The 18,420-nt window shown below is 69.0% G+C and carries 16 protein-coding genes and 1 riboswitch; of the genes, 8 read left to right on the forward strand and 8 right to left on the reverse strand.

From position 1 onward, the window contains the following. Positions 1–11: 11 nt before the first annotated feature. Both PQB87_RS08940 and PQB87_RS08945 read right to left on the reverse strand, forming a co-directional pair. On the reverse strand, positions 12–434 hold the full coding sequence (locus tag PQB87_RS08940; protein WP_059710208.1) for an NUDIX hydrolase: 423 nt from the start codon (positions 432–434) through the stop codon (positions 12–14). Between the two features lie 150 nt (positions 435–584). After that, a complete protein-coding gene (locus PQB87_RS08945; RefSeq protein ID WP_060063039.1) occupies positions 585–824 on the reverse strand; it encodes a hypothetical protein in 240 nt (79 codons plus the stop codon). A 287-nt stretch (positions 825–1,111) separates the two neighbouring features. On the opposite strand from PQB87_RS08945, the gene PQB87_RS08950 reads away from it, so the two are divergent. From PQB87_RS08950 to PQB87_RS08965, 4 genes are all read left to right on the forward strand, one after another. After that, a complete protein-coding gene (locus PQB87_RS08950) occupies positions 1,112–2,320 on the forward strand; it encodes a CaiB/BaiF CoA transferase family protein (protein WP_489241444.1) in 1,209 nt (402 codons plus the stop codon). A 113-nt stretch (positions 2,321–2,433) separates the two neighbouring features. Next, positions 2,434–3,735 carry a CitMHS family transporter gene (locus tag PQB87_RS08955; RefSeq protein WP_489241446.1) on the forward strand — a complete coding sequence of 434 codons (1,302 nt, stop codon included), beginning with the start codon at positions 2,434–2,436 and terminating at the stop codon, positions 3,733–3,735. Between the two features lie 142 nt (positions 3,736–3,877). Continuing rightward, positions 3,878–5,044 (forward strand): acyl-CoA dehydrogenase family protein, encoded by a 1,167-nt coding sequence (locus PQB87_RS08960; protein ID WP_021160073.1) that lies wholly within the window; start codon positions 3,878–3,880, stop codon positions 5,042–5,044. A 60-nt stretch (positions 5,045–5,104) separates the two neighbouring features. After that, the gene (locus tag PQB87_RS08965) at positions 5,105–5,848 is read left to right on the forward strand and encodes an IclR family transcriptional regulator (RefSeq protein WP_124544980.1); all 744 of its coding nucleotides are present in this window, start codon (positions 5,105–5,107) and stop codon (positions 5,846–5,848) included. Between the two features lie 84 nt (positions 5,849–5,932). Here the strand turns inward: PQB87_RS08965 and PQB87_RS08970 are convergent, their stop codons facing one another. After that, positions 5,933–7,288 carry a chitinase gene (locus tag PQB87_RS08970; protein WP_060063043.1) on the reverse strand — a complete coding sequence of 452 codons (1,356 nt, stop codon included), beginning with the start codon at positions 7,286–7,288 and terminating at the stop codon, positions 5,933–5,935. A gap of 390 nt (positions 7,289–7,678) precedes the next feature. Here PQB87_RS08970 and PQB87_RS08975 point away from each other — a divergent pair, with 390 nt between their 5' ends. Both PQB87_RS08975 and PQB87_RS08980 read left to right on the forward strand, forming a co-directional pair. Beyond that, a complete protein-coding gene (locus PQB87_RS08975; RefSeq protein WP_489241449.1) occupies positions 7,679–8,002 on the forward strand; it encodes an H-type lectin domain-containing protein in 324 nt (107 codons plus the stop codon). A 511-nt stretch (positions 8,003–8,513) separates the two neighbouring features. Further along, positions 8,514–10,778, forward strand: a complete 2,265-nt coding sequence (locus PQB87_RS08980) for an Ig domain-containing protein (RefSeq protein ID WP_489241451.1) — start codon at positions 8,514–8,516, stop codon at positions 10,776–10,778. A 225-nt stretch (positions 10,779–11,003) separates the two neighbouring features. Here the strand turns inward: PQB87_RS08980 and PQB87_RS08985 are convergent, their stop codons facing one another. Continuing rightward, a complete protein-coding gene (locus PQB87_RS08985) occupies positions 11,004–11,906 on the reverse strand; it encodes a LysR substrate-binding domain-containing protein (RefSeq protein WP_489241453.1) in 903 nt (300 codons plus the stop codon). Positions 11,907–12,000: 94 nt separating this feature from the next. On the opposite strand from PQB87_RS08985, the gene PQB87_RS08990 reads away from it, so the two are divergent. Further along, positions 12,001–13,200 carry an MFS transporter gene (locus tag PQB87_RS08990; protein ID WP_489241455.1) on the forward strand — a complete coding sequence of 400 codons (1,200 nt, stop codon included), beginning with the start codon at positions 12,001–12,003 and terminating at the stop codon, positions 13,198–13,200. Positions 13,201–13,206: 6 nt separating this feature from the next. Here the strand turns inward: PQB87_RS08990 and cobJ are convergent, their stop codons facing one another. From cobJ to cobG, 4 genes are read right to left on the reverse strand one after another with little or no spacing between them, the layout of a single operon-like run. After that, complete coding sequence (gene cobJ / locus PQB87_RS08995) at positions 13,207–14,934, reverse strand: precorrin-3B C(17)-methyltransferase (RefSeq protein ID WP_489241457.1); 1,728 nt, start codon at positions 14,932–14,934, stop codon at positions 13,207–13,209. Next, positions 14,931–15,665, reverse strand: coding sequence for a precorrin-2 C(20)-methyltransferase (locus PQB87_RS09000; RefSeq protein ID WP_060063054.1), 735 nt, complete (start codon positions 15,663–15,665; stop codon positions 14,931–14,933). Before PQB87_RS09000 ends, cobJ begins: the two co-directional genes overlap by 4 nt. Then, the gene (locus PQB87_RS09005; RefSeq protein WP_027787410.1) at positions 15,662–16,288 is read right to left on the reverse strand and encodes a precorrin-8X methylmutase; all 627 of its coding nucleotides are present in this window, start codon (positions 16,286–16,288) and stop codon (positions 15,662–15,664) included. The genes PQB87_RS09000 and PQB87_RS09005 overlap by 4 nt, the downstream gene beginning before the upstream one ends. Then, complete coding sequence (cobG, locus tag PQB87_RS09010) at positions 16,281–17,684, reverse strand: precorrin-3B synthase (RefSeq protein WP_489241459.1); 1,404 nt, start codon at positions 17,682–17,684, stop codon at positions 16,281–16,283. Before cobG ends, PQB87_RS09005 begins: the two co-directional genes overlap by 8 nt. A gap of 67 nt (positions 17,685–17,751) precedes the next feature. After that, a riboswitch (cobalamin riboswitch) is annotated at positions 17,752–17,942 on the reverse strand. A gap of 142 nt (positions 17,943–18,084) precedes the next feature. On the opposite strand from cobG, the gene PQB87_RS09015 reads away from it, so the two are divergent. Then, positions 18,085–18,381 carry a hypothetical protein gene (locus PQB87_RS09015; RefSeq protein ID WP_489241461.1) on the forward strand — a complete coding sequence of 99 codons (297 nt, stop codon included), beginning with the start codon at positions 18,085–18,087 and terminating at the stop codon, positions 18,379–18,381. The last annotated feature ends 39 nt before the right edge of the window (positions 18,382–18,420 follow it).

An 18,420-nucleotide genomic window follows, 5' to 3' on the forward strand; every position in this document is an offset into this window, starting at 1 on the left:
CGGGATCGACGTCAGCGCAGCCGGCCGTTCGCGATCGCCGAAAAACAGTCGAGCCGCAGCAACTCGATGATCTTGCGCGTCGGCACGCTCGCCCGGAGCGTGTCGAGCCGGTCGACGGTGAACCACTTGCAGCGGGCGATCTCGTTGCTCGCGCGCGGCGTCAGGTGCGCCGGCACGTCGGCCACGAACACGTGGTGGAGCTTCGTCAGCCCGCCGAACTGCACTGCGTAGTCGAGTGCGAGCCCCTCCAGCCGTGTTTCCTCGGCAAGCTCCCGCAGTGCGGCGTCGAGCGGCGTCTCGCCGCGCCGGATCGTGCCGCCCGGCAGCGACCAGCGCGACGCGGTGCGGGCGACCAGCAGCACGCTGCCGTGCTGGCGGCACACGATCGTGGCGCGTTCCTTGATGACGGCGAGGGTGTCCGGCCCGGTACTCATGTTCGGCAAAACAGGTGCTGAATCGTGGAGAAAGTGCGCATCGGCGGCGCGTTGCCCGGCCGCGGGCCGCGACGGCTTGCAGGCAGCCGCAGCGATCCTACCGGTCGTTCATGACAGTTCCGTGCACGGCGTCGCGCAACGGACGCCGGGTCAGGTGTGCGTATAGATCCCGTTGCGCGTCGGCTTCACGCGGCGCGGATGGCGGCGCTTGTGAACGGCACGTCGATGATGAGGCGGCGGGCTCGCATGCCGTGCGGTCGGCGCGGTGGCGTGCGGCGCTCCCCCCGGCATCTGCGTTTGCCCCTCGCCGAAGTGGTACGTCTGGGTCTGCGCATGTCCGACACCCAGCGTCGACGCCAGCACGAAGGCCGCCAGCAGCATCCGTTTCATGAATAGTCCGCCTGAATTTTTCGAGATTTTTCGAGATAGAAGTTTCCCGCCAGCTTAGCGAACGGCGGGGCGCCATCGCAACCGGCACGTGTTCGGTGTCGTCCCCACTTGCGCACGGGGACGTCTTCCGCACGGTCTCAGGGTGCCGCCGGGGTTGACAACACAATTCCCCAGTGTGAATATAAATTCACGCACAAGAATTATTCGTCGAATCCGGACGGTCGCGCCGCGGGCGCCTGGCCTGCCGGAACCGGCAGTCCGATCAACCGGAACCAGGAGCGGGACGCATGGCGGAACACGAGCAGCAGGGCGCGCTGGCGGGATTGCGCATCATCGATCTGTCGCGGGTGCTGGGCGGCCCGTACGCCACGCAGATCCTTGCCGACCACGGCGCGGAGGTGATCAAGGTCGAACCGCCGTCCGGCGACGAAACGCGCACGTGGGGGCCGCCGTTCGACGGCGATACCGCGTCGTACTTCCTCGGCGTGAACCGCAACAAGCTCGGCATCGCGCTCGACCTGACGCAACCGGCCGACCGCGAGCGGCTGCTCGGCCTGCTCGAAGACGCGGACGCCATCGTCGAGAACTTCAAGATCGGCACGATGGAGCGCTGGGGGCTCGGTTTCGACGCGCTGCATGCGCGGTTTCCGCGCCTCGTCCATTGCCGCGTGTCGGGCTTCGGTGCGGACGGCCCGCTCGGCGGGTTGCCCGGCTACGATGCGGCCGTGCAGGCGCTCGCGGGGCTGATGAGCGTCAATGGCGAAGCGGGCGGCGCGCCGCTGCGGGTCGGCGTGCCGATCGTCGATCTCGTCACCGGGCTGAACGCGGCGCTCGGCGTGCTGATGGCGCTGCGCGAGCGCGACGCGAGCGGCCGCGGCCAGTTCGTCGAAGCGACGCTGTTCGACTGCGCGCTGTCGATCCTGCATCCGCACACGCCGAACTTCTTCCATTCGGGCAACGCGCCCGTGCGCACCGGCAACGCACATCCGAACATCACGCCATACGACAGCTTTCCGACGGCGAGCGTCGACATCTTTCTCGCGGTCGGCAACAACGGGCAGTTCGCGGCACTGTGCGACGTGCTCGGCACGCGCGACTGGCCCGGCGATCCGCGTTTCGCGGACAACCGCGCGCGCAGCGCGAACCGCGCCGTGCTGCGCACGCTGCTCGAAACGGCGCTGGCCGCGCACGACGGCGCGGCGCTCGCCGAGCAGCTGATGCGCCGCGGCGTGCCGTGCGCGCCGGTGCTCGGGCTCGATGCGGCGCTCGATCATCCGCATGTCGCGCATCGGGCGATGAAAGTCGAGCTGGGTCGGCATCGCGGCATCGCGTCGCCGATCAAGCTCGGCCGCACGCCGGCCACGTACCGGCGGCCGCCGCCCGCGCTGAACGAACACGCGGCGCAGGTATTCGCCGACGCGGGCACGACCGGCTGCGCTACCGACCGCGATAACGACCGCGCTACCGACCGCGATAACGCCCCGCGCCGAAACTGACCGGCATCGCGGCCGCCGGCGCGTATCGCGCGACCGGCGGCGCTGTGCCGCACGACCATTCGAACCCCACGCCGGGCCATGCACGGGCGCACCGGCCGAAGAGGAGACGCATCATGCTTGCATGGATCGGCGCGATCGCCATCGTCGCGCTGTTCGGCCTGATCATCACGAAGCGGCTGTCGCCGCTCGTCGCGCTGATCGTCGTGCCGGTGGCCGCGTCGCTCGCGGCCGGTTTCGGGCTCGCGACCGGCAAGTTCATCGTGCACGGCGTACAGAACATCGGGCCGATCGCCGGCATGTTCGTTTTTGCGATTCTTTTTTTCGGTATCCTCACCGATTCCGGGATGCTCGACCCGATCATCGCGGGCGTGCTGCGCGTGATCGGCTGCCATCCGCCGCGCATCGTGATGGGCTCGGCGCTGCTCGCGCTGCTGATTCACCTCGACGGCTCCGGCGCGGTCACGTTTCTCGTCACGCTGCCCGCGATGATGCCGCTCTATACGCGGCTCGGAATGGATCGGCGCATCCTCGCGTGCGTTGCGTCGATGGCGGCCGGCGTCAATTTCCTGCCGTGGGTCGGGCCGATGCTGCGGGCGTCGGCGGCGCTGCACATTCCCGGTTCCGCGATCTTCATGCCGATGATTCCGGTACAGATCGTCGGGCTCGTGTTCGTATTCGGCACCGCGTACGTGCTCGGCGTGCGCGAGGCGAAACGGCTCGGGCTCGATCGTGCCGGCGCGGCGCCGCTCGCGATCGCGCCGCGTGCGCTGACCGATGCCGAGCGCGCGTTACGCCGGCCGGAACGCTTCCGGATCAATCTCGCGCTGACGCTCGTGGTGCTCGTCACGCTCGTGTCCGGCATCGTCGACCCGATGGTGATGTTCATGCTCGGCACGGTCGCCGCGCTCGTGATCAACTACCCGGACGTGCAGGCCCAGCGCGAGCGGATCGACGCGCATGCGAAGGCCGCGCTGATGATGGCGAGCGTGCTGCTCGCGGCCGGCGCGTTCACCGGCATCATGTCCGGCACCGGGATGCTGAAGGCGATGGCGGACGTGGTGGTCGCGCACGTGCCGGTCGAGCATGCGCGCCACATGCCGTTCGTGCTCGGGCTGTTGTCGATGCCGCTCAGCCTGCTGTTCGACCCCGATTCGTTCTACTTCGGCGTGCTACCGGTGCTCGCGGAAAGCGCGAAGCTGCTCGGTGTGCCGCCGATCCAGATGGCGCAGGCCGCGCTGCTCGGCCAGATGACGACGGGGTTCCCGGTGAGCCCGCTCACGCCCGCGACGTTCCTGATCGTCGGCCTGACCGGCGTCGAGCTCGCCGAGCATCAGAAATTCACGATTCCGTTCCTGTTCGCCGCCACGGTGCTGATGGTGTTTGCCGCAGTGATCGTCGGCGTGTTTCCGTTGTGAGCGCCCCAGGCCTGCCGCGTCGTGCCGGCGCCCCGACGGGGCGATCCCGCAAGGGGACGTTCCGCCGGGCGCACCCCCTGGCGCCGCCTGGCATTTTCCTCAGAGCGGCGCGGCCGCTCGGCCTTTTCCCGGAGAGCCATCCATGCAGTTCGACCTGACCGACGACCAGCGCGCAATCGAAAGCGCGATCGAGAAAATCTGTGCGCGCTTCGGCGACGACTACTGGCTCGAACGCGATCGCGCGGGCGGGTTTCCCGCCGATTTCCACGCGGCGCTTGCCGAGGCCGGCTGGCTCGGCATCGCGATGGACCCGGCGCACGGCGGCGCCGGGCTCGGGATGACCGAGGCCGCGCTGATGATGCGCACGATCAGCGCCTCGGGTGCCGGCCTGTCCGGCGCATCGGCCGTCCACATGAACATCTTCGGGCTGAACCCGGTGCAGGTGTTCGGCAACGACGCACAGAAGGCGCGTTTCCTGCCGCCGCTGATCGCCGGGCGCGACAAGGCGTGCTTCGCGGTGACGGAACCCGATGCGGGCCTCGACACCACGCATTTGAGCACGCAGGCCCGCCGCGACGGCGACCACTACGTGCTGAGCGGGCGCAAGATCTGGATCTCGACCGCGCAGGTGGCGAACAAGATGCTGATCATCGCGCGCACGACGCCGCTCGACCGGGTCGCGAAGCCGACCGACGGGCTGAGCCTGTTCTACACCGATCTCGACCGGTCGCGCGTCGAGGTGCGCGAGATCGAGAAGATGGGCCGCAAGGCGGTCGATTCGAACATGCTGTTCATCGACAACCTGCGCGTGCCGGAAGGCGACCTGATCGGCAACGAAGGCGACGGCTTCCGCTATCTGCTGCACGGGCTGAATCCGGAACGCATCCTGATCGCGGCGGAGGCGATCGGGCTCGGGCAGGCCGCGCTGCGCCGCGCGACGCAGTATGCATGCGAGCGCGTCGTGTTCGGCCGGCCGATCGGGCAGAACCAGTCGATCCAGCATCCGCTCGCGCAGGCGTGGATGCAGCTCGAGGCCGCGTGGCTGATGGTGATGAAGGCCGCGACGCGCTACGACGCGGGGCAGCCGTGCGGCGCGGAAGCGAACGCCGCGAAATACCTCGGCGCGGAAGCCGCGTTCCAGGCGTGCCAGACGGCGGTCGCGACGCACGGCGGGATGGGCTACGCGAAGGAATACCATGTCGAACGCTACCTGCGCGAGTGTATGATTCCGAGGCTCGCGCCCGTGAGCCCGCAACTGATCCTGTGCTACATCGCGGAGAAGGTGCTCGGGCTGCCGAAGTCGTACTGACCGTACCGACCCGGCGGCCGGCCCGGCGCGCGGTTTCCCGTTCCGATTCAAGCGCTCGTCATGGACGTCAAACTCGTTGCCCGCACGCTCGACCTGTTCGAGCTGTTCGCCGCCGAACGGCGGCCGCTGCCGCTCACCGAACTCGCGCGCCTGCTCAATGTGCCGGCGTCGAGCTGCCTCGCGATGGCGCGCACGCTCGTGAGCCGCGGTTACCTGTACGAAGTGCGCAGGCGCGGCGGTTACTACCCGACGCGCCGCCTGCAGACGATCGCCGCGGCGATCGACGCGACCGACCCGGTCGTCGACATCGTCCATCCGCATCTCGTCGCGCTGCGCGACGCAAGCCGCGAGACGGCCGTGCTCGGCAAGATCCAGGGCGTGTCGGTCACCTACCTCGACGTCGTCGAATCGGAGCAGGCGATCCGTTATACGCGCGAACCGGGCGAACTGCGCCCGCTGCATGCGAACTCGATCGGCAAGGCGATTTTCGCGGAACTGGCCGGCGACGCGCAGCAGGCGCTCGGCGCGCAGTTGCCGTTCGAGCGCTTCACCGACGCGACGGTGACGGACCTGCCCGCGCTCGTCGCGCAAACCGCACGGTTTCGCGAACTCGGCTGGGCCGAGAACTTCGGCGAGAGCGCGCCCGAGCTGTCGGCGATCGCGGTCGCGCTGACGCTCGACGGCGACTGGTACGGGCTGTCGGTGGTCGGGCCGTCCGAGCGGATCCGCCAGCATCGCGATACGCATGCGGCGCTGCTCGTCGACGCGAAGGCCAGGCTGCTCGCCGAGCACGCGCGCGGCTGACGGCGGGCGCGCCGGAGGAGGGCCGCGATCGCCGTGAACGGCCCCCGATGCACGTGCAGGCCTAGCGACGGCCGATCCGCGGCATCACGACTTCACCCACACACCGCCCGCACTCGGGTTGTCGCCTTGCGTCCACCATTTCGCGCAGTATTTCGCGCCCTGGTACATCACGCAGGTGCCGCCTGAATACGCGGTGGTCGCCGACCACGTGGCCGTGCCGCCGCCCACCGGTTTCCACACGGCGGCCTGGCCGGGCACGTCGCCCTGCGTCCACCATTGCGCCTGATACGTCGTGCCCTGGTAGGTGACGGTCGCGCCGGCCGTATAGACCTGGCCGGCCGCCCAGGGCGCGCCCGGTTGCGGCGTGCCGCCGTCCGAGCCGCCGCCGTAGTTCGGATCCTGCGTGACGCCCGCACCCCACTTGCCGTCGAGCTGCCTGAAGATCGTCGCGAACGCATACGGCTGCTGCGCGACGCCCGAACAGGTCGGCGACGCATAGGTGCCGCCGGACGGGCACGCCTGGTCGCGGCCGACCGACCAGTTGCCGAAGAAGCCGTAGCCGTTGGCGACCGCCGCGTTCAGCACGCTCTGCGCATTCGCGAGCGTGAAGGTTTCACCCTGCACGTCGTTCACGCCGATCATCGGCGTGACGCCGACCATCTGCCAGAGCTGGGCATGGGTCTTCGGCTGGCCGGCCGACTTGAAGGCCGTATCGAGTTGCGCGTACAGCGCCTGCGCGGCGCTGATCGCGGCCGCCCCCATGTCGATGTTCGCGGGGCCGTAGTCCATCGCCATCACGTTCACCGCATCGAACACGGCCTTGTTCGAGATCGCCGCGTTGACGACGTTCAGGCCGTCCTGCGTGAGCCCGGTCGGCATCGTCGGCAGCGTCAGCGTGACGTGCAGCGGCTTGCCTTTCGCCGCATAACTCGCCTGCAGCTGGGCGACGGCCTGGAAGTTGCGCGCGACCGCGGCCGTGTCGAGCTGCGACGCGCCCTCGATGTCGAAGTCGATGTGCGTGAGGCCGTACGTGTCGATCACGGTCTGGTACGCGCCCGCCAGCGCGGGAACCGTCGAGCATGCCTGCATCAGCGGCGTGCCGTTCGCGCCGCCGAACGACACGGCGACTTCGCCGCCTTTCGCGCGATAGCTCGCGATCGACGTCGACAGCGCGGTCAGCAGGCCGCCGCTCGCGCCGTTGCCGATCGGCTGCACGCCGCCCCACGACGGCGTACACCCGTTGCCCGCGACCACGAACGCGAGCGTGAACTGCTGGATGCCTTGCCGGACGCCTATCTGGTCGACGAGCGGCGTCGGATAGAGCGTCACGTCGACATAGGGCGCATAGACGCCGGCGCCCTGGGACACGCTCGCCACGGCGAGCAGGCAACCCGCGGCAAACGCGCGCGGGATGAAACGCGGCAACACATTGTTGTGCATTGTGTTCTCCAAGTGGAAGAGGGATACGCTGGCCCGCGTATCGCCGCCGGTCGGGCGACCGGGCATGCCCGGCCGGCGGCGTGCCCATCTTGGAGGATTCGCGTCGAATAGTGAATGGTTAGTTGTTCTTTTTGTTATTTGATTCCCGATACGTAACGATCTTGCCGATTCGACATCGTTCCGTCATGCATCGGGTGTGAACCAGGACAAAATTGCCGTCGATTTCGACATGAAATCGTCGCTTTCTACGCCCCTTGATGGCCGCCTCGATCATGTAATCACGTGTAATCGCTTTCGACGCATGCGCGGCATAACTTTGTCTTCGAGCGAAGTGCATTCGCGCGAGGCTCACTCAAGACCTTACGTCGTTCCATCCATCAGGAGCTCAACATGCTGGAAAGAATCGTAGCAAAGCAGGCAGTCGGAAGCGTTCAAGGCGGTAATCGGGATTCCTGGATCAACCCGCCTTTCAATGCGCAGATCACGTTTCCGGGCACGTTTTCGACCGCGCCCATTGTGGTCGTGACCGCCCTCCAGGACCCCAACGACGGATCCAGTTATCCGGACACGTTCTCGGTGACGGTGACCAAGGTGACGACGACCGGATTCAACGTCAACATCACCCGCGAAGACAGGGTGTTCCCCAACTATTCGGGCAGCGACTGGGGGCAAAACCTCTACGTGTCGTATATCGCTGAAGTTCCGAGCCAATAAAACCCGAACCGGAATCATGCGGCCGCTGCCTCTTTCCCACTGCGCCGGCTTCACCGCCGCAAGTTTGACGAGGCAGTTCCGGCGGCTGGCCAGCCGCAGCCATTCACTGCGGCTGGCCGCCATCGGTGTCGCCTGTCGCGCCGCATGTTCCGCGCAGGTTGTTTGCGCAGGCGAGGGCGGTCGAGGGCGGTCGAGGCAGTGACGGTGCGTTGTCGGACCCAGGGCTCGCGACGCAGATCCCGCGATCCAGATGCCGCAAGGGATCGCGCTCGATAGCCGGCACGCTGGCCTTCCAATGAAAGATGCCGGCATCGACGGCAGGCGGGAGCGCTCGAATCGGTCGGGCTGACCCGCTACGTCCAATGTCCGGGGTATCCGCCGACTGTCGCCATCTGTCCGTCAGGTCGATCGATTCGGAATTCCAACATTGGCACGCGGTACGCCAAGGACGGGGGCACGGGTGCATCTGCGCCGCTTGCGGCCCCGCCATTTTCGTCAGGAAAGTCGAAACATGACAAGCACTCTACACATTCCGGCTGGCTACTTGACGCTCGGCCTGGACTCCACCGGCGCTGTCGTCGAACTCATCGATTCCCGCAGCGGCCGCAACTACATCTCGCCCGGGAAATCCGTCCCGCTCGTCAGGCTCGTGATCAACGGCGTACTGGCGAAGCCCGCCGGCGTCCGATGGTCGTCCGCCGACAACACGCTGTCCTTCGTGAATGATGCCGGCCTCGCATTCGAGGTCGATGTCCGCGTCCTGCAGAAAAACGGCTACGCCACCTTTGAAGTCACCCGCGTGTCGACCGATCCCGCTTCCGACGTTCAGACGCTGCTGTGGGGGCCGTTGCCTGTCGCGATCAACCAGACCGTCGGCGAAGCCGCGGGCGTGGTGCGAGACAACGAATTCGCGATCGGCCTCAAGCCGCTCAACGACCGCACCGAAGGCGCGTGGCCCAAGGAATATCCGCAATACGGCTGGGAAAACGACGTCATCCCCAACCCTTACAACGTGGACGTGGCGGCGCTGGAGCCGTGGTGCGTGGCGGCGAAGACGTCATGGGGAGCCGTGCTGCGCGCCTTCACGTTCGACTATACGCGCCGGCGCGACCGGCTCAATCCCAATGATTATCCGATCCCGCTCGGCCCGCTCGACAGCGCGGGCTCGGTCATCGGATCGAAGATTGCGCTGTACGGCAGCGCACCGGAGCTCGTGACGACCCTGTTGTCGTTCATTGCCTCGGGTGAAAACCTCCCGTATCCGACCCAGAACGGCCAGTGGCAGAAAGTGGCGCAGGCCAGCGGCCAATCGTCTTTCGTGCTGGACGATCTCGACACCGGCAATGTCGGCAAGGCAGCCCGATTCGCCAACAGCGCGGGAATCAACTACATCTACTCGCCGCGGAATTTTCGCGGCCCCTGGAAATACACCGGGCATTATCAGTTCGACTCCACCTTCGGCGACAGCGACAACGGAGCCGAAAAGCTGGTGGAGGCGGCAAAGGAGCACGGCGTCCGCGTCGGCGTCCATACCATGTCGGACTTCATCAGCGTCGGCCCGCCCACCTCCATCGACCCCTACGTTTCGCCGCCCGCGGATCCTCGTCTGGCCTTGGGCGGTCAAGCCGCCTTGTCACGGCCGTTGAACATGACGAGCAAGATCCTCTACTTGAGCGGATTCGCGCCGGTGCGGGACGGGATCAACGAGAAGATGCTGCGTATCGGCAACGAGTTCATCTCGTTCAACGCGGTCCAAAGAGGCGTCACCGAATGGCAAGTCAGTGGACTGACCCGAGGCCAGTGGGGCTCCGTCCCGGCCGAAGCCGCGCGTGGCACGCCCGTTGCGAGGGTGATCGTGAATTCGTACGGCGGGGCCATCGGCGGCCTCGGCATCATCGACGAGATCGCCACCCGGCTGGGCACCCTCAGGAACAACGTCGGCATCCGGTCCCACTCTTTCGACGGGGTGGAATCCGCCAGTGATACCGGCTGGGGCAGCTTCGGCATTGCCCGGTTGATCAACGGCACCTACGCCGCCCAGACCGGGCACGACGGATACATCAGCGAGACGAGCCGGATGACCTCGAACGCATGGGACACGCTGACCCGGGCGAGCTGGTCCAACTCCGACATCGATCAGCTGTACCGCGACAACGCCTTCTACCAGGCCAACTACCTGCCGGGCATGCTTGGATGGTTCGATATCACGGGCGTCTCGTTGACCATGATCGAAACCCGGCTCGCACGCGGCGCGGCGCTCAACGCCGGCATTGGCTTCCAGGGCACGGTGGCATTCCTGCTGTCGGCAGAATCGACGCCGGATATCCTCGACAAGATCAAGCAGTGGGAAACCGCCAGGAATCTCGGCGCGTTCACCGAAAAGCAGAGGGCCGCGCTTCGCGACCAGACGACCTCGTGGACCCTGAAGTCCGTCACCCCCGGGCAAAGCTGGTCGTTGCAGCAGGTGAATGCCGAAGGCGTCCCGATCGGCGCTCCGCAGACCGTCTCGGCACCCACACCGCAACTGGGCCCCGCCGTCCTGCCGGTCGCCACTCAAGGCGCGCTCTACGGAGCGAAAATCACGACGAATACGCCTGCGACCGTCCGCTTCACGGTGACCAACGGGGGTTTGCCCCCAGGCCTCCAGTTCAATCAGGATACGGGCGGGATTATTGGCACGCCGAGGAAGACCGGGCGGTACACGTTTACCGTCACGGCCACGAATGACGGGGGACTGGCTGACGCGCGAGCGGTTTACACCATCGTGGTGCAGTGAGGTAGTGAGCAGCCCTCATCGATTTCGCGGGCGACCGCGCCGGCATTCGGGACGCGCGTCACGGTGGCAGTGCGGCGCGCGTCATTCCGGCGATACCTGCGGCACCTGCGGCATTCGCTGAGGGCGATCAACCGTTCCGGCACACGTGATCGGTGTGGAAAAGGGTGTCGCGCGGCCGGAACACCGAAACCACGGGGAGGATCGATCCGGATCGCTTGACTCGCATCAAGCCGATGCGGGCTGCACAAGCGAGCGCGCGAGTGCGACGAAGCGTTCGACGGACGCCGACGCAAACGGCTCGCTCCACGACACGATCTGCTCGACCGCGCGCGCGCCGGCGAGCGGCACGTACACGACACCCGGACGCTGCAGCGTCGCCGTGAAGCCCGGCACGATCGCGATGCCGCGTTCGGCGGCCACCAGCGACACGAGCGTCGTGATCTGTGCCGCGGTCGCGCCGATGCGCGGCGCGAATCCGGCCTGCGCGCACAGGTCGTCCAGTGCCGCGGCCAATGCCGAGCCGTAACCCGGCGGAAAAGTCACGAAGGTTTCATTCGCCAGCGCCGCGACGTCGATGCTCGCGCGGCCCGCGAGCGGATTCCCGGCCGGCACGGCGGCCACGAGCGGTTCACGCGACACGACGAGCGACGCCACCGGCACGCCAGGCGCGTCGCCCCATGCCCAGCCGAAACCGATGTCCATCGTGCCGTCCGCGACCTGCCGGTGCTGGCTGGCGGTCGCCGCCTCGCGGAACGCGAATTCGACGTCGGGCATCGTGCGGCTCGCGGCGCGGATGACGTCCGGAAACGTGTCGGACATCGGAATGGCGCTCGCATAACCGATCACGATTCGTCCGGCGATGCCTTGCGCGAGCTTGCGCGCGCTCGCCTCGGCCTCGGCGGCCGCGCTGACGACGTTGCGCGCCTGTTCGAGAAACGCGGCGCCTGCCGGTGTCAGCCGCACCGCGCGCGTCGAACGCTCGAACAGCCGCACGCCGAGCTCGCTTTCCAGCGCGGCGATATGGCGCGTGAGCGGCGGCTGCGCGACGCGCAGGCGCAATGCCGCGCGGCCGAAGTGCAGTTCGTCGGCGACGACCACGAAATAGCGGAGGCGGCGCAGGTCGAGCATTGTTGTCGTTCCGGTATCAATCGCGATGAAAACGGTATTGGCGTGCGCACGGCGCGCTCGTCAGACTGTCGGCATCGACGACCAGGCAGCTCCGATGAACGACAGGACCACGCGCATCGCGTTCTTTCTCTGCGGCTTCGCCGCGTTTCTCAATCTGTATTCGACGCAGGGCATCCTGCACGAACTCGCGGCCACCTTCCGCGTCAGCGCGGAGCGCGCGGGGCAGGGCGTGAGCGCCACCACGACGGCCGTCGCCATTATCGCGCCGTTCGTCGGCGTGCTGGCCGCGCGCATCGAGCGGCGCATCGCGATCTCGCTGGCCGCGATGGCCGTCGCGCTGCCGGTCGTGTGGTCCGCGCATGCGGCAGGTTTCGCGTCGTTTCTCGGTGCGCGCTTTGCCGCCGGCCTGGTCATGCCGTTCGTCTTCGCGCTGTCGATCGCGTACATCGCCGAGCGCTTCGATCGCGGCACGTCGGCCGAGATCAGCGCGCTGTTCGTCGCCGGCACGACGCTCGGCGGTTTCGCCGGCCGCTTCGCGACCAACCTGATGACGTCGATGTGGGGCTGGCGGCATGCACTCGACGTCGTCGCGGCGCTGTGTCTCGTCACGGGCATCGCGATCTACGCGAGCCTGCCGGCGTCCGGCGCGATCGTGCGGCGTGTCGAACCCGACACGGAGGCCGGTGCGGGGCCGGCCTGGCGCATCGTCACGCGCGGGCCGCTGCTCGCGTCGTTCGCGATCGGCGCATGCGTGCTCGCGTCGCAGGTCGCGACGTTCACGTTCGTCGGCCTGCGCCTGGCCCGCGCGCCGTTCGGCTTCGGCACGGTCGGGATCGGCGCGATCTATGCGGTGTTCCTGGTGGCGGTGGTCGTGACGCCGCTGGCAGGGCGCCTCGCGCGGCATCGCGGCCCGCGCGCACCGGGGCTCGCCGCGGCCGCGCTCGCGATCGGCGGAGCGCTGCTCACGCTGTCCGATCACGTCCCGGTGATCCTGGCCGGCCTCGCGCTCAGCTCGACCGCCGTGTTCGTCGAACAGGCGTCGGCCAACACGTTCATTTCGCAGGCGGCATCGAGCGCGCGCTCGACGGCGATCGGCATCTACCTGTCCTGTTATTACTTCGGCGGCAGCCTCGGCTCGGTCCTGCCGGTGCCCGGCTGGCACCGGTGGGGATGGGCCGGCTGCGTCGCGTTCGTGGTCGTCGCGCAGGCCGTCGTCGGCGTGCTCGTGTACCGGTTCTGGGGGGCGGGCGGCACGGCGTATGCCCGCGCGCACGGCGTCAGGCCGGCGCGCTGACCGGGTTCAGCGATACCAGCGCGGCGTATAGACCCACTCGCGACCCTCGCCGATCGCGAAGCGGCGCGTGGTCGACGAGCCGACGATCACCATCGTGCGCATGTCGACCTGGTCGCTGCGCAATGCGCCGAGCGTCGTCGTCGCGAGCGTCGCGCCCGGCCGGCCGATGTCGCGGCCCAGCACGACCACCGTATCGGCCGTGCGATGCGCGCGCACGACATCGAGCGCGCGATCGAGCTGCCACGGCCGCGCGCGCGAGATCGGGTTGTAGAACGCCATCACCAGATCGGCTTGCGCCGCATGCCGCAGGCGCGTCTCGATCACGTCCCACGGCTTCAGGTTGTCCGACAGCGAGATCGCACAGAAATCGTGGCCGAGCGGCGCGCCGGCCTGGGCGGCCGTCGCGAGCGACGCCGAGATGCCGGGCTCCACGCGCAGGTCGACCGCGGCCCAGTGCGGGTCGCGCGCTTCGTCGAGTGCCTCGAGCACGGCCGCGGCCATCGCGAACACGCCCGGGTCGCCGGACGACACGACCGCGACGCGCCGGCCCTCGGCCGCGAGTTCGAACGCATGGCGCGCGCGCTGCATCTCCTCGCGATTGTCGGTGCCGTGCACGCGCTGGTCGTCGCGGAACGGGCCGGCCATGTTCACGTAGGTGGTGTAGCCGAGGATGTCGGTCGCGTCCGCGAGCGCGGCGCGCGCGGCCGGCGTGAGCCACGCGGCGCCGCCCGGGCCGAGCCCGAGCACCGTCAGGCGGCCGCGCGCACGGCCGAGCGTGGCGGGATCGACCGGATGCGACGCGACCGCGCATGCGATGCCGTTCGTCGTGGCCCGCAGCGTGTGCACGACACGCAACGCGCGGCCGAGCAGCGCGGCCGCATCGGCCGGTACGCCGCCGTCACCGTCGCCGTCGACGTCTGCATCGACGAAACGAAGCGGCACGTCGAGCGTGTGCGCCGCATCCTCCAGCGCGGCATCGCCGATCGCCGCTGCGGGCGCCACGATGGCCGCGAGCGCCAGCCGGGCGAGACCGTGCGCGTCGAGCGACGCCGCGATGCGTGCCGCGAGCGCGCCATCCGCGTGAACAGCGTGCGCATCGACGCCCACCACCACGCTGCGCGGATGAATCACGAGCTCGTCATGCGTGCCGAGCCAGGCTTCGGGCGTCACGCGGATCGCATGCGCCGCTGCGTCGTCGCGCGGCAGCGCGACATCGTCGAGCCACGGCGCCGCGCCGTCGATGCGCGTCGATGCACCCGCGAGCAGGTCGGACACGAAGCGCTTGCCCTGGGCGAGATCGGCGAGTGCATAGCCTTCCGGCGGATTGAGCACGCACGCGCCGAAGCGCAGTTCGCCGCTCGTCGTGATCGCCGGCGCGACGCCGACGCAGGCGGCGATTTCGCGCGCCATCACGTTGACGCCCGTCAGCCCGCCGAGCAGCGGCACGACCGCCGAACCGTCTTCCGCCACCGCGAGCACGGGCGGTTCGACGCCCTTGTCGGCAAGCGCCGGAGCGATGCAGCGGATCACGATGCCGGCCGCGCACAGCGCGACGATCGGCAGGCCGCGTGCATAGAGTTCGCGCAAGTGCGCGCCGAGATCGTCGAACGGCACGTCGGCGGTGACGCGCGATGCGAGGCCGTGCACGCGGGCCCCCGGATAACGCGCCTGGATGCGCCGCGCGGTATCGAGCGCGCCCGCGCCGAGGATCACGATCGCGGGCGGGGTCGTCATCCTTGCCATTTTTCCCCCGGCACGACGAGCAGCGAGAAATACGGCGACGCCATCGGATCGACTTCATCGAGCGGCACGATGCGCTGGCTCGCCATCGTCGCGCGCTCGACATACAGCGCGCGCTTCGCGAGCCCCAGCTCGTCGAGCACGCGCCGCACCTTGTCGAAATTGCGGCCGAGCTTCATCACGACGGCCGCATCGGCCTGCGCGAGCCGCGTGCGCAACTCGTGCTCGGGCAGCACGCCCGACAGCACCGACAGGCTCTGGTTGCGATAGACGAGCGGCTGGCCGAGCACGGCGGTGCCGCCGAGCATCGCGCATACGCCGGGGATCACCTCGGTGTCGTAGCGCGGTGCGAGGCGGTCGTGCAGGTACATGTACGAGCCGTAGAAAAACGGGTCGCCTTCGCAGATCACCGCGACGTCGCGCCCCGCATCGAGGTGTGCACCGACGACCTCGGCGGCCGTGTCGTAGAAGTCGGCGATCACCGTCTCGTAGCAGAGCGGCGGCGGCAGTGCCTCGGTCGTCACCGGATAAACGAGCGGCAGTTGCGTCTGCCCGTCCCGCAGGTGCGCCTCGACGATGCCGTATGCATTGCCTTTCTTGCCCTTCGCAACGAAATACGCGACCACGGGCGCGGCCTGCAGCACGCGCAGCGCCTTGATCGTCATCAGTTCGGGATCGCCGGGGCCGACGCCGACCCCGAACAGGCGTCCGCGCGCGGTCGTCATTCGACCTCCGTCGCGAGTGCGTTGACCGCCGCAGCGGCCATCGCGCTGCCGCCGCGGCGGCCGAGCAGCGTGACGTACGGGACGCCGCGGCTGTCGGCATCGAGCAGCGCCTTCGATTCGGCCGCACCGATGAAGCCGACCGGGAAACCGAGGATCAGGGCGGGGCGCGGCGCGCCGGCGTCGATCATGTCGAGCAGGTGGAACAGCGCGGTCGGCGCATTGCCGATCACGACGACGCTGCCGGCGAGCTGCGGACGCCACAGTTCGAGCGCGGCGGCCGAACGCGTGTTGCCGAGATCCCGCGCGAGATCGGGCACTTCCGGCTCGCCGAGCGTGCAGATCACGCGGTTGCCGGCCGGCAGTCGCGCGCGCGTGATGCCTTCGGCGACCATGCGCGCGTCGCACAGGATCGGCGCGCCGGCCGCGAGCGCCGTGCGGCCCGCCGTGCCGGCGCCGGCCGAGAAGCGCAGGTCGTAGACGACGTCGACCATCCCGCACGCATGAATCACGCGCACCGCGAGTTTCTCGAGGTCGGGCGGAACCTGCGACAGGTCGGCCTCGGCGCGGATCGTCGCGAACGACTGGCGGTAAATTTCCTGCCCGTCGCGAATGTAGTCAAGCATCGGTGGTGTCCTGGCTGTGCCGTGCGCCCGTCAGTCGGGCCGCGGCCTGGTCAATCGTCAGATGGCGCGCGAGCGGGGCGCCGAGGCCCGCGGCCGCATCGCGCCGGTAAAGGTCGTAGTGCGCGGGCGCAACCGCGACGAGCGTGTGCGTCGCGGGATGCGGCAGCGCGCAATGGCGCTCGCAGCCGGTCAGGTGCACGTCGACCGCATGGCCGATGCGCGCGGCGAGCGCGAGCGCGTCGTGTTTCGTGTCGGCGCGCGCCTTCGCGCAGCCCGCGCTGCCGGTGCACGCGACGAGCGACGCCAGCGGGTCGGACGACGCGCAGACGAGGCCGAGCGACGCCAGCGCATCGAGCGTGGCCGGCGCGCGTTCACGCGGGACGCGATGCATGAACACGCCTTGCCAGGGCGTCATCGACAGCGTGCCGTCGCCGTCGGTTTCGGCCAGCGCGGCGAGCCGTTCCAGTTGCGTGGCGTCGAGCCGGCCGAGCGGGAATTGCGCGCCGACGTGGCAGCGCGCGGCATCGCGCGACGGGTGTACGCCGAAACGCAGCACCGGATCGGTGCGCGCGCGGCGCCAGCCGGCGAGCGCCGGATCGGCCGCAAGCGCGAACGGCACATAGTGCTGCGCGCGCTCGAGCAGCGCGCGTTCGCCGCAGGTTGCGAGCAGGGCACGCATTCGCGTGACGTCCGCCGGCGCGAGATCGAGGAACGCGAGCAGCAGCGCGCGGACCAGCGCGACACCTTGATCGGGCGCGACATCGACCGAGGCCGGTCGGTCGTCGTGCGCGACCGGCGGGCAGCCGGCCAGCCCGGCCGCGATGCGTACCGCACCGTCGCCGCGACGCCACGCGGCCAGCCAGATGTCGTGCGGATGATCGAGCGCCGCAACCGATTCGCCGCCGTCGAGCTGGATCGAGAATTTCGGCGACAGCTCGCCACGGCGCGGCTCGCGCGCCAGCATGTCGAGGAGCGGCGCGGCGAGCGCGCGGCTGTCGACGAGGGCGGCGGGGTCGTCACCGGCGAGCGGGCTGAGCATCACGTTGCGGACGTCGTCGCTCGCGGCGAGCGCGGCGGTATCGGCGACGGCATCCGCGGTTGCGTCGACGGACGGGCCGAGGCCCGCGTCGAGCAACGCGCGTATCAGCGCGTCGGCCGCGCCGTCGCGAATGCCGCGCAGCTGGAGATTCGCGCGATTGGTCGCGTCGATCGCGCCGGAGCCGCAGGCACGCGCGGCGGCGGCGATCGCGCGCGCCTGACGCGCATCGAGCCGGCCGCCCGGCAGCTTGATCCGGCACAGCCCGCCGTCGGCGGCCGCAACCACGCGCACGAGCCCCGGGCAAGCCGACGGGCGCGCGACGGGCGACGCAGGAATCGAATCGGGGGCGGAACTCACGGGGTACCGGGGCAGTGTCGCGCCGCGGCCAACGCGTCGGTACACCCCGCCCGACGCCGACTGGCACGCACGCACTTTCTGGCCGGCAGGTCTCCTGGCTGACAGGTCGGCGCCGGCTCCCGGCCTTCCCGGTGAAACCAGTGGCATGAGGGGGAGATCGGCTCGCTGTCTACAGTTGCGGGGGCAGCCACAGCGGCGCGTGGTGCGCCCTGTGTTCCCTCTTCGGCCCCGAAGGGCACCGGCGAACGAACGGCCGTAGGATACCCGATTTTCGCGACGATCCGGCATCGGCGGTGCGTCGCGCAACCGCGTCGCAGCATGGCCGCAGACGGTTTTGCGCTGTCTCGCAAATGGTAGGATTGGCGCCTCGACATCAGATCGGCGACCGCCGGCATCCGCCATGAAACTCGGCAGGACGGAACTGTTCGGCATGGGCATCGCACTGGGCCTGCTGGCCATCCCCGCATGGGTCCTGCTCGCATGCCTGCTGATCCCGCTTGCACCGTCGGCCGAGTGGCCGAAGAATGTCGGGCTCGCCGGCCTCGGCGTGCCGATCGTCGCGGGCGGCACGCTCCTGTACAGGAAAAGCGGGGCGCGGCCGCTCATGTGGCTGCTGCTCGGCTGGCTGCTGATCGCGTCGATCGGCGGCATGGTTCTGGCCTTGCTGACGTTTGTCGTCGGCGTGCCGCTCGGCTGACGTCGTGGCCGTGCCGCACCGGCCGTCGGGCGATGCGCA

The sequence above is a fragment of the Burkholderia sp. KL41 genome, from assembly GCF_057005415.2.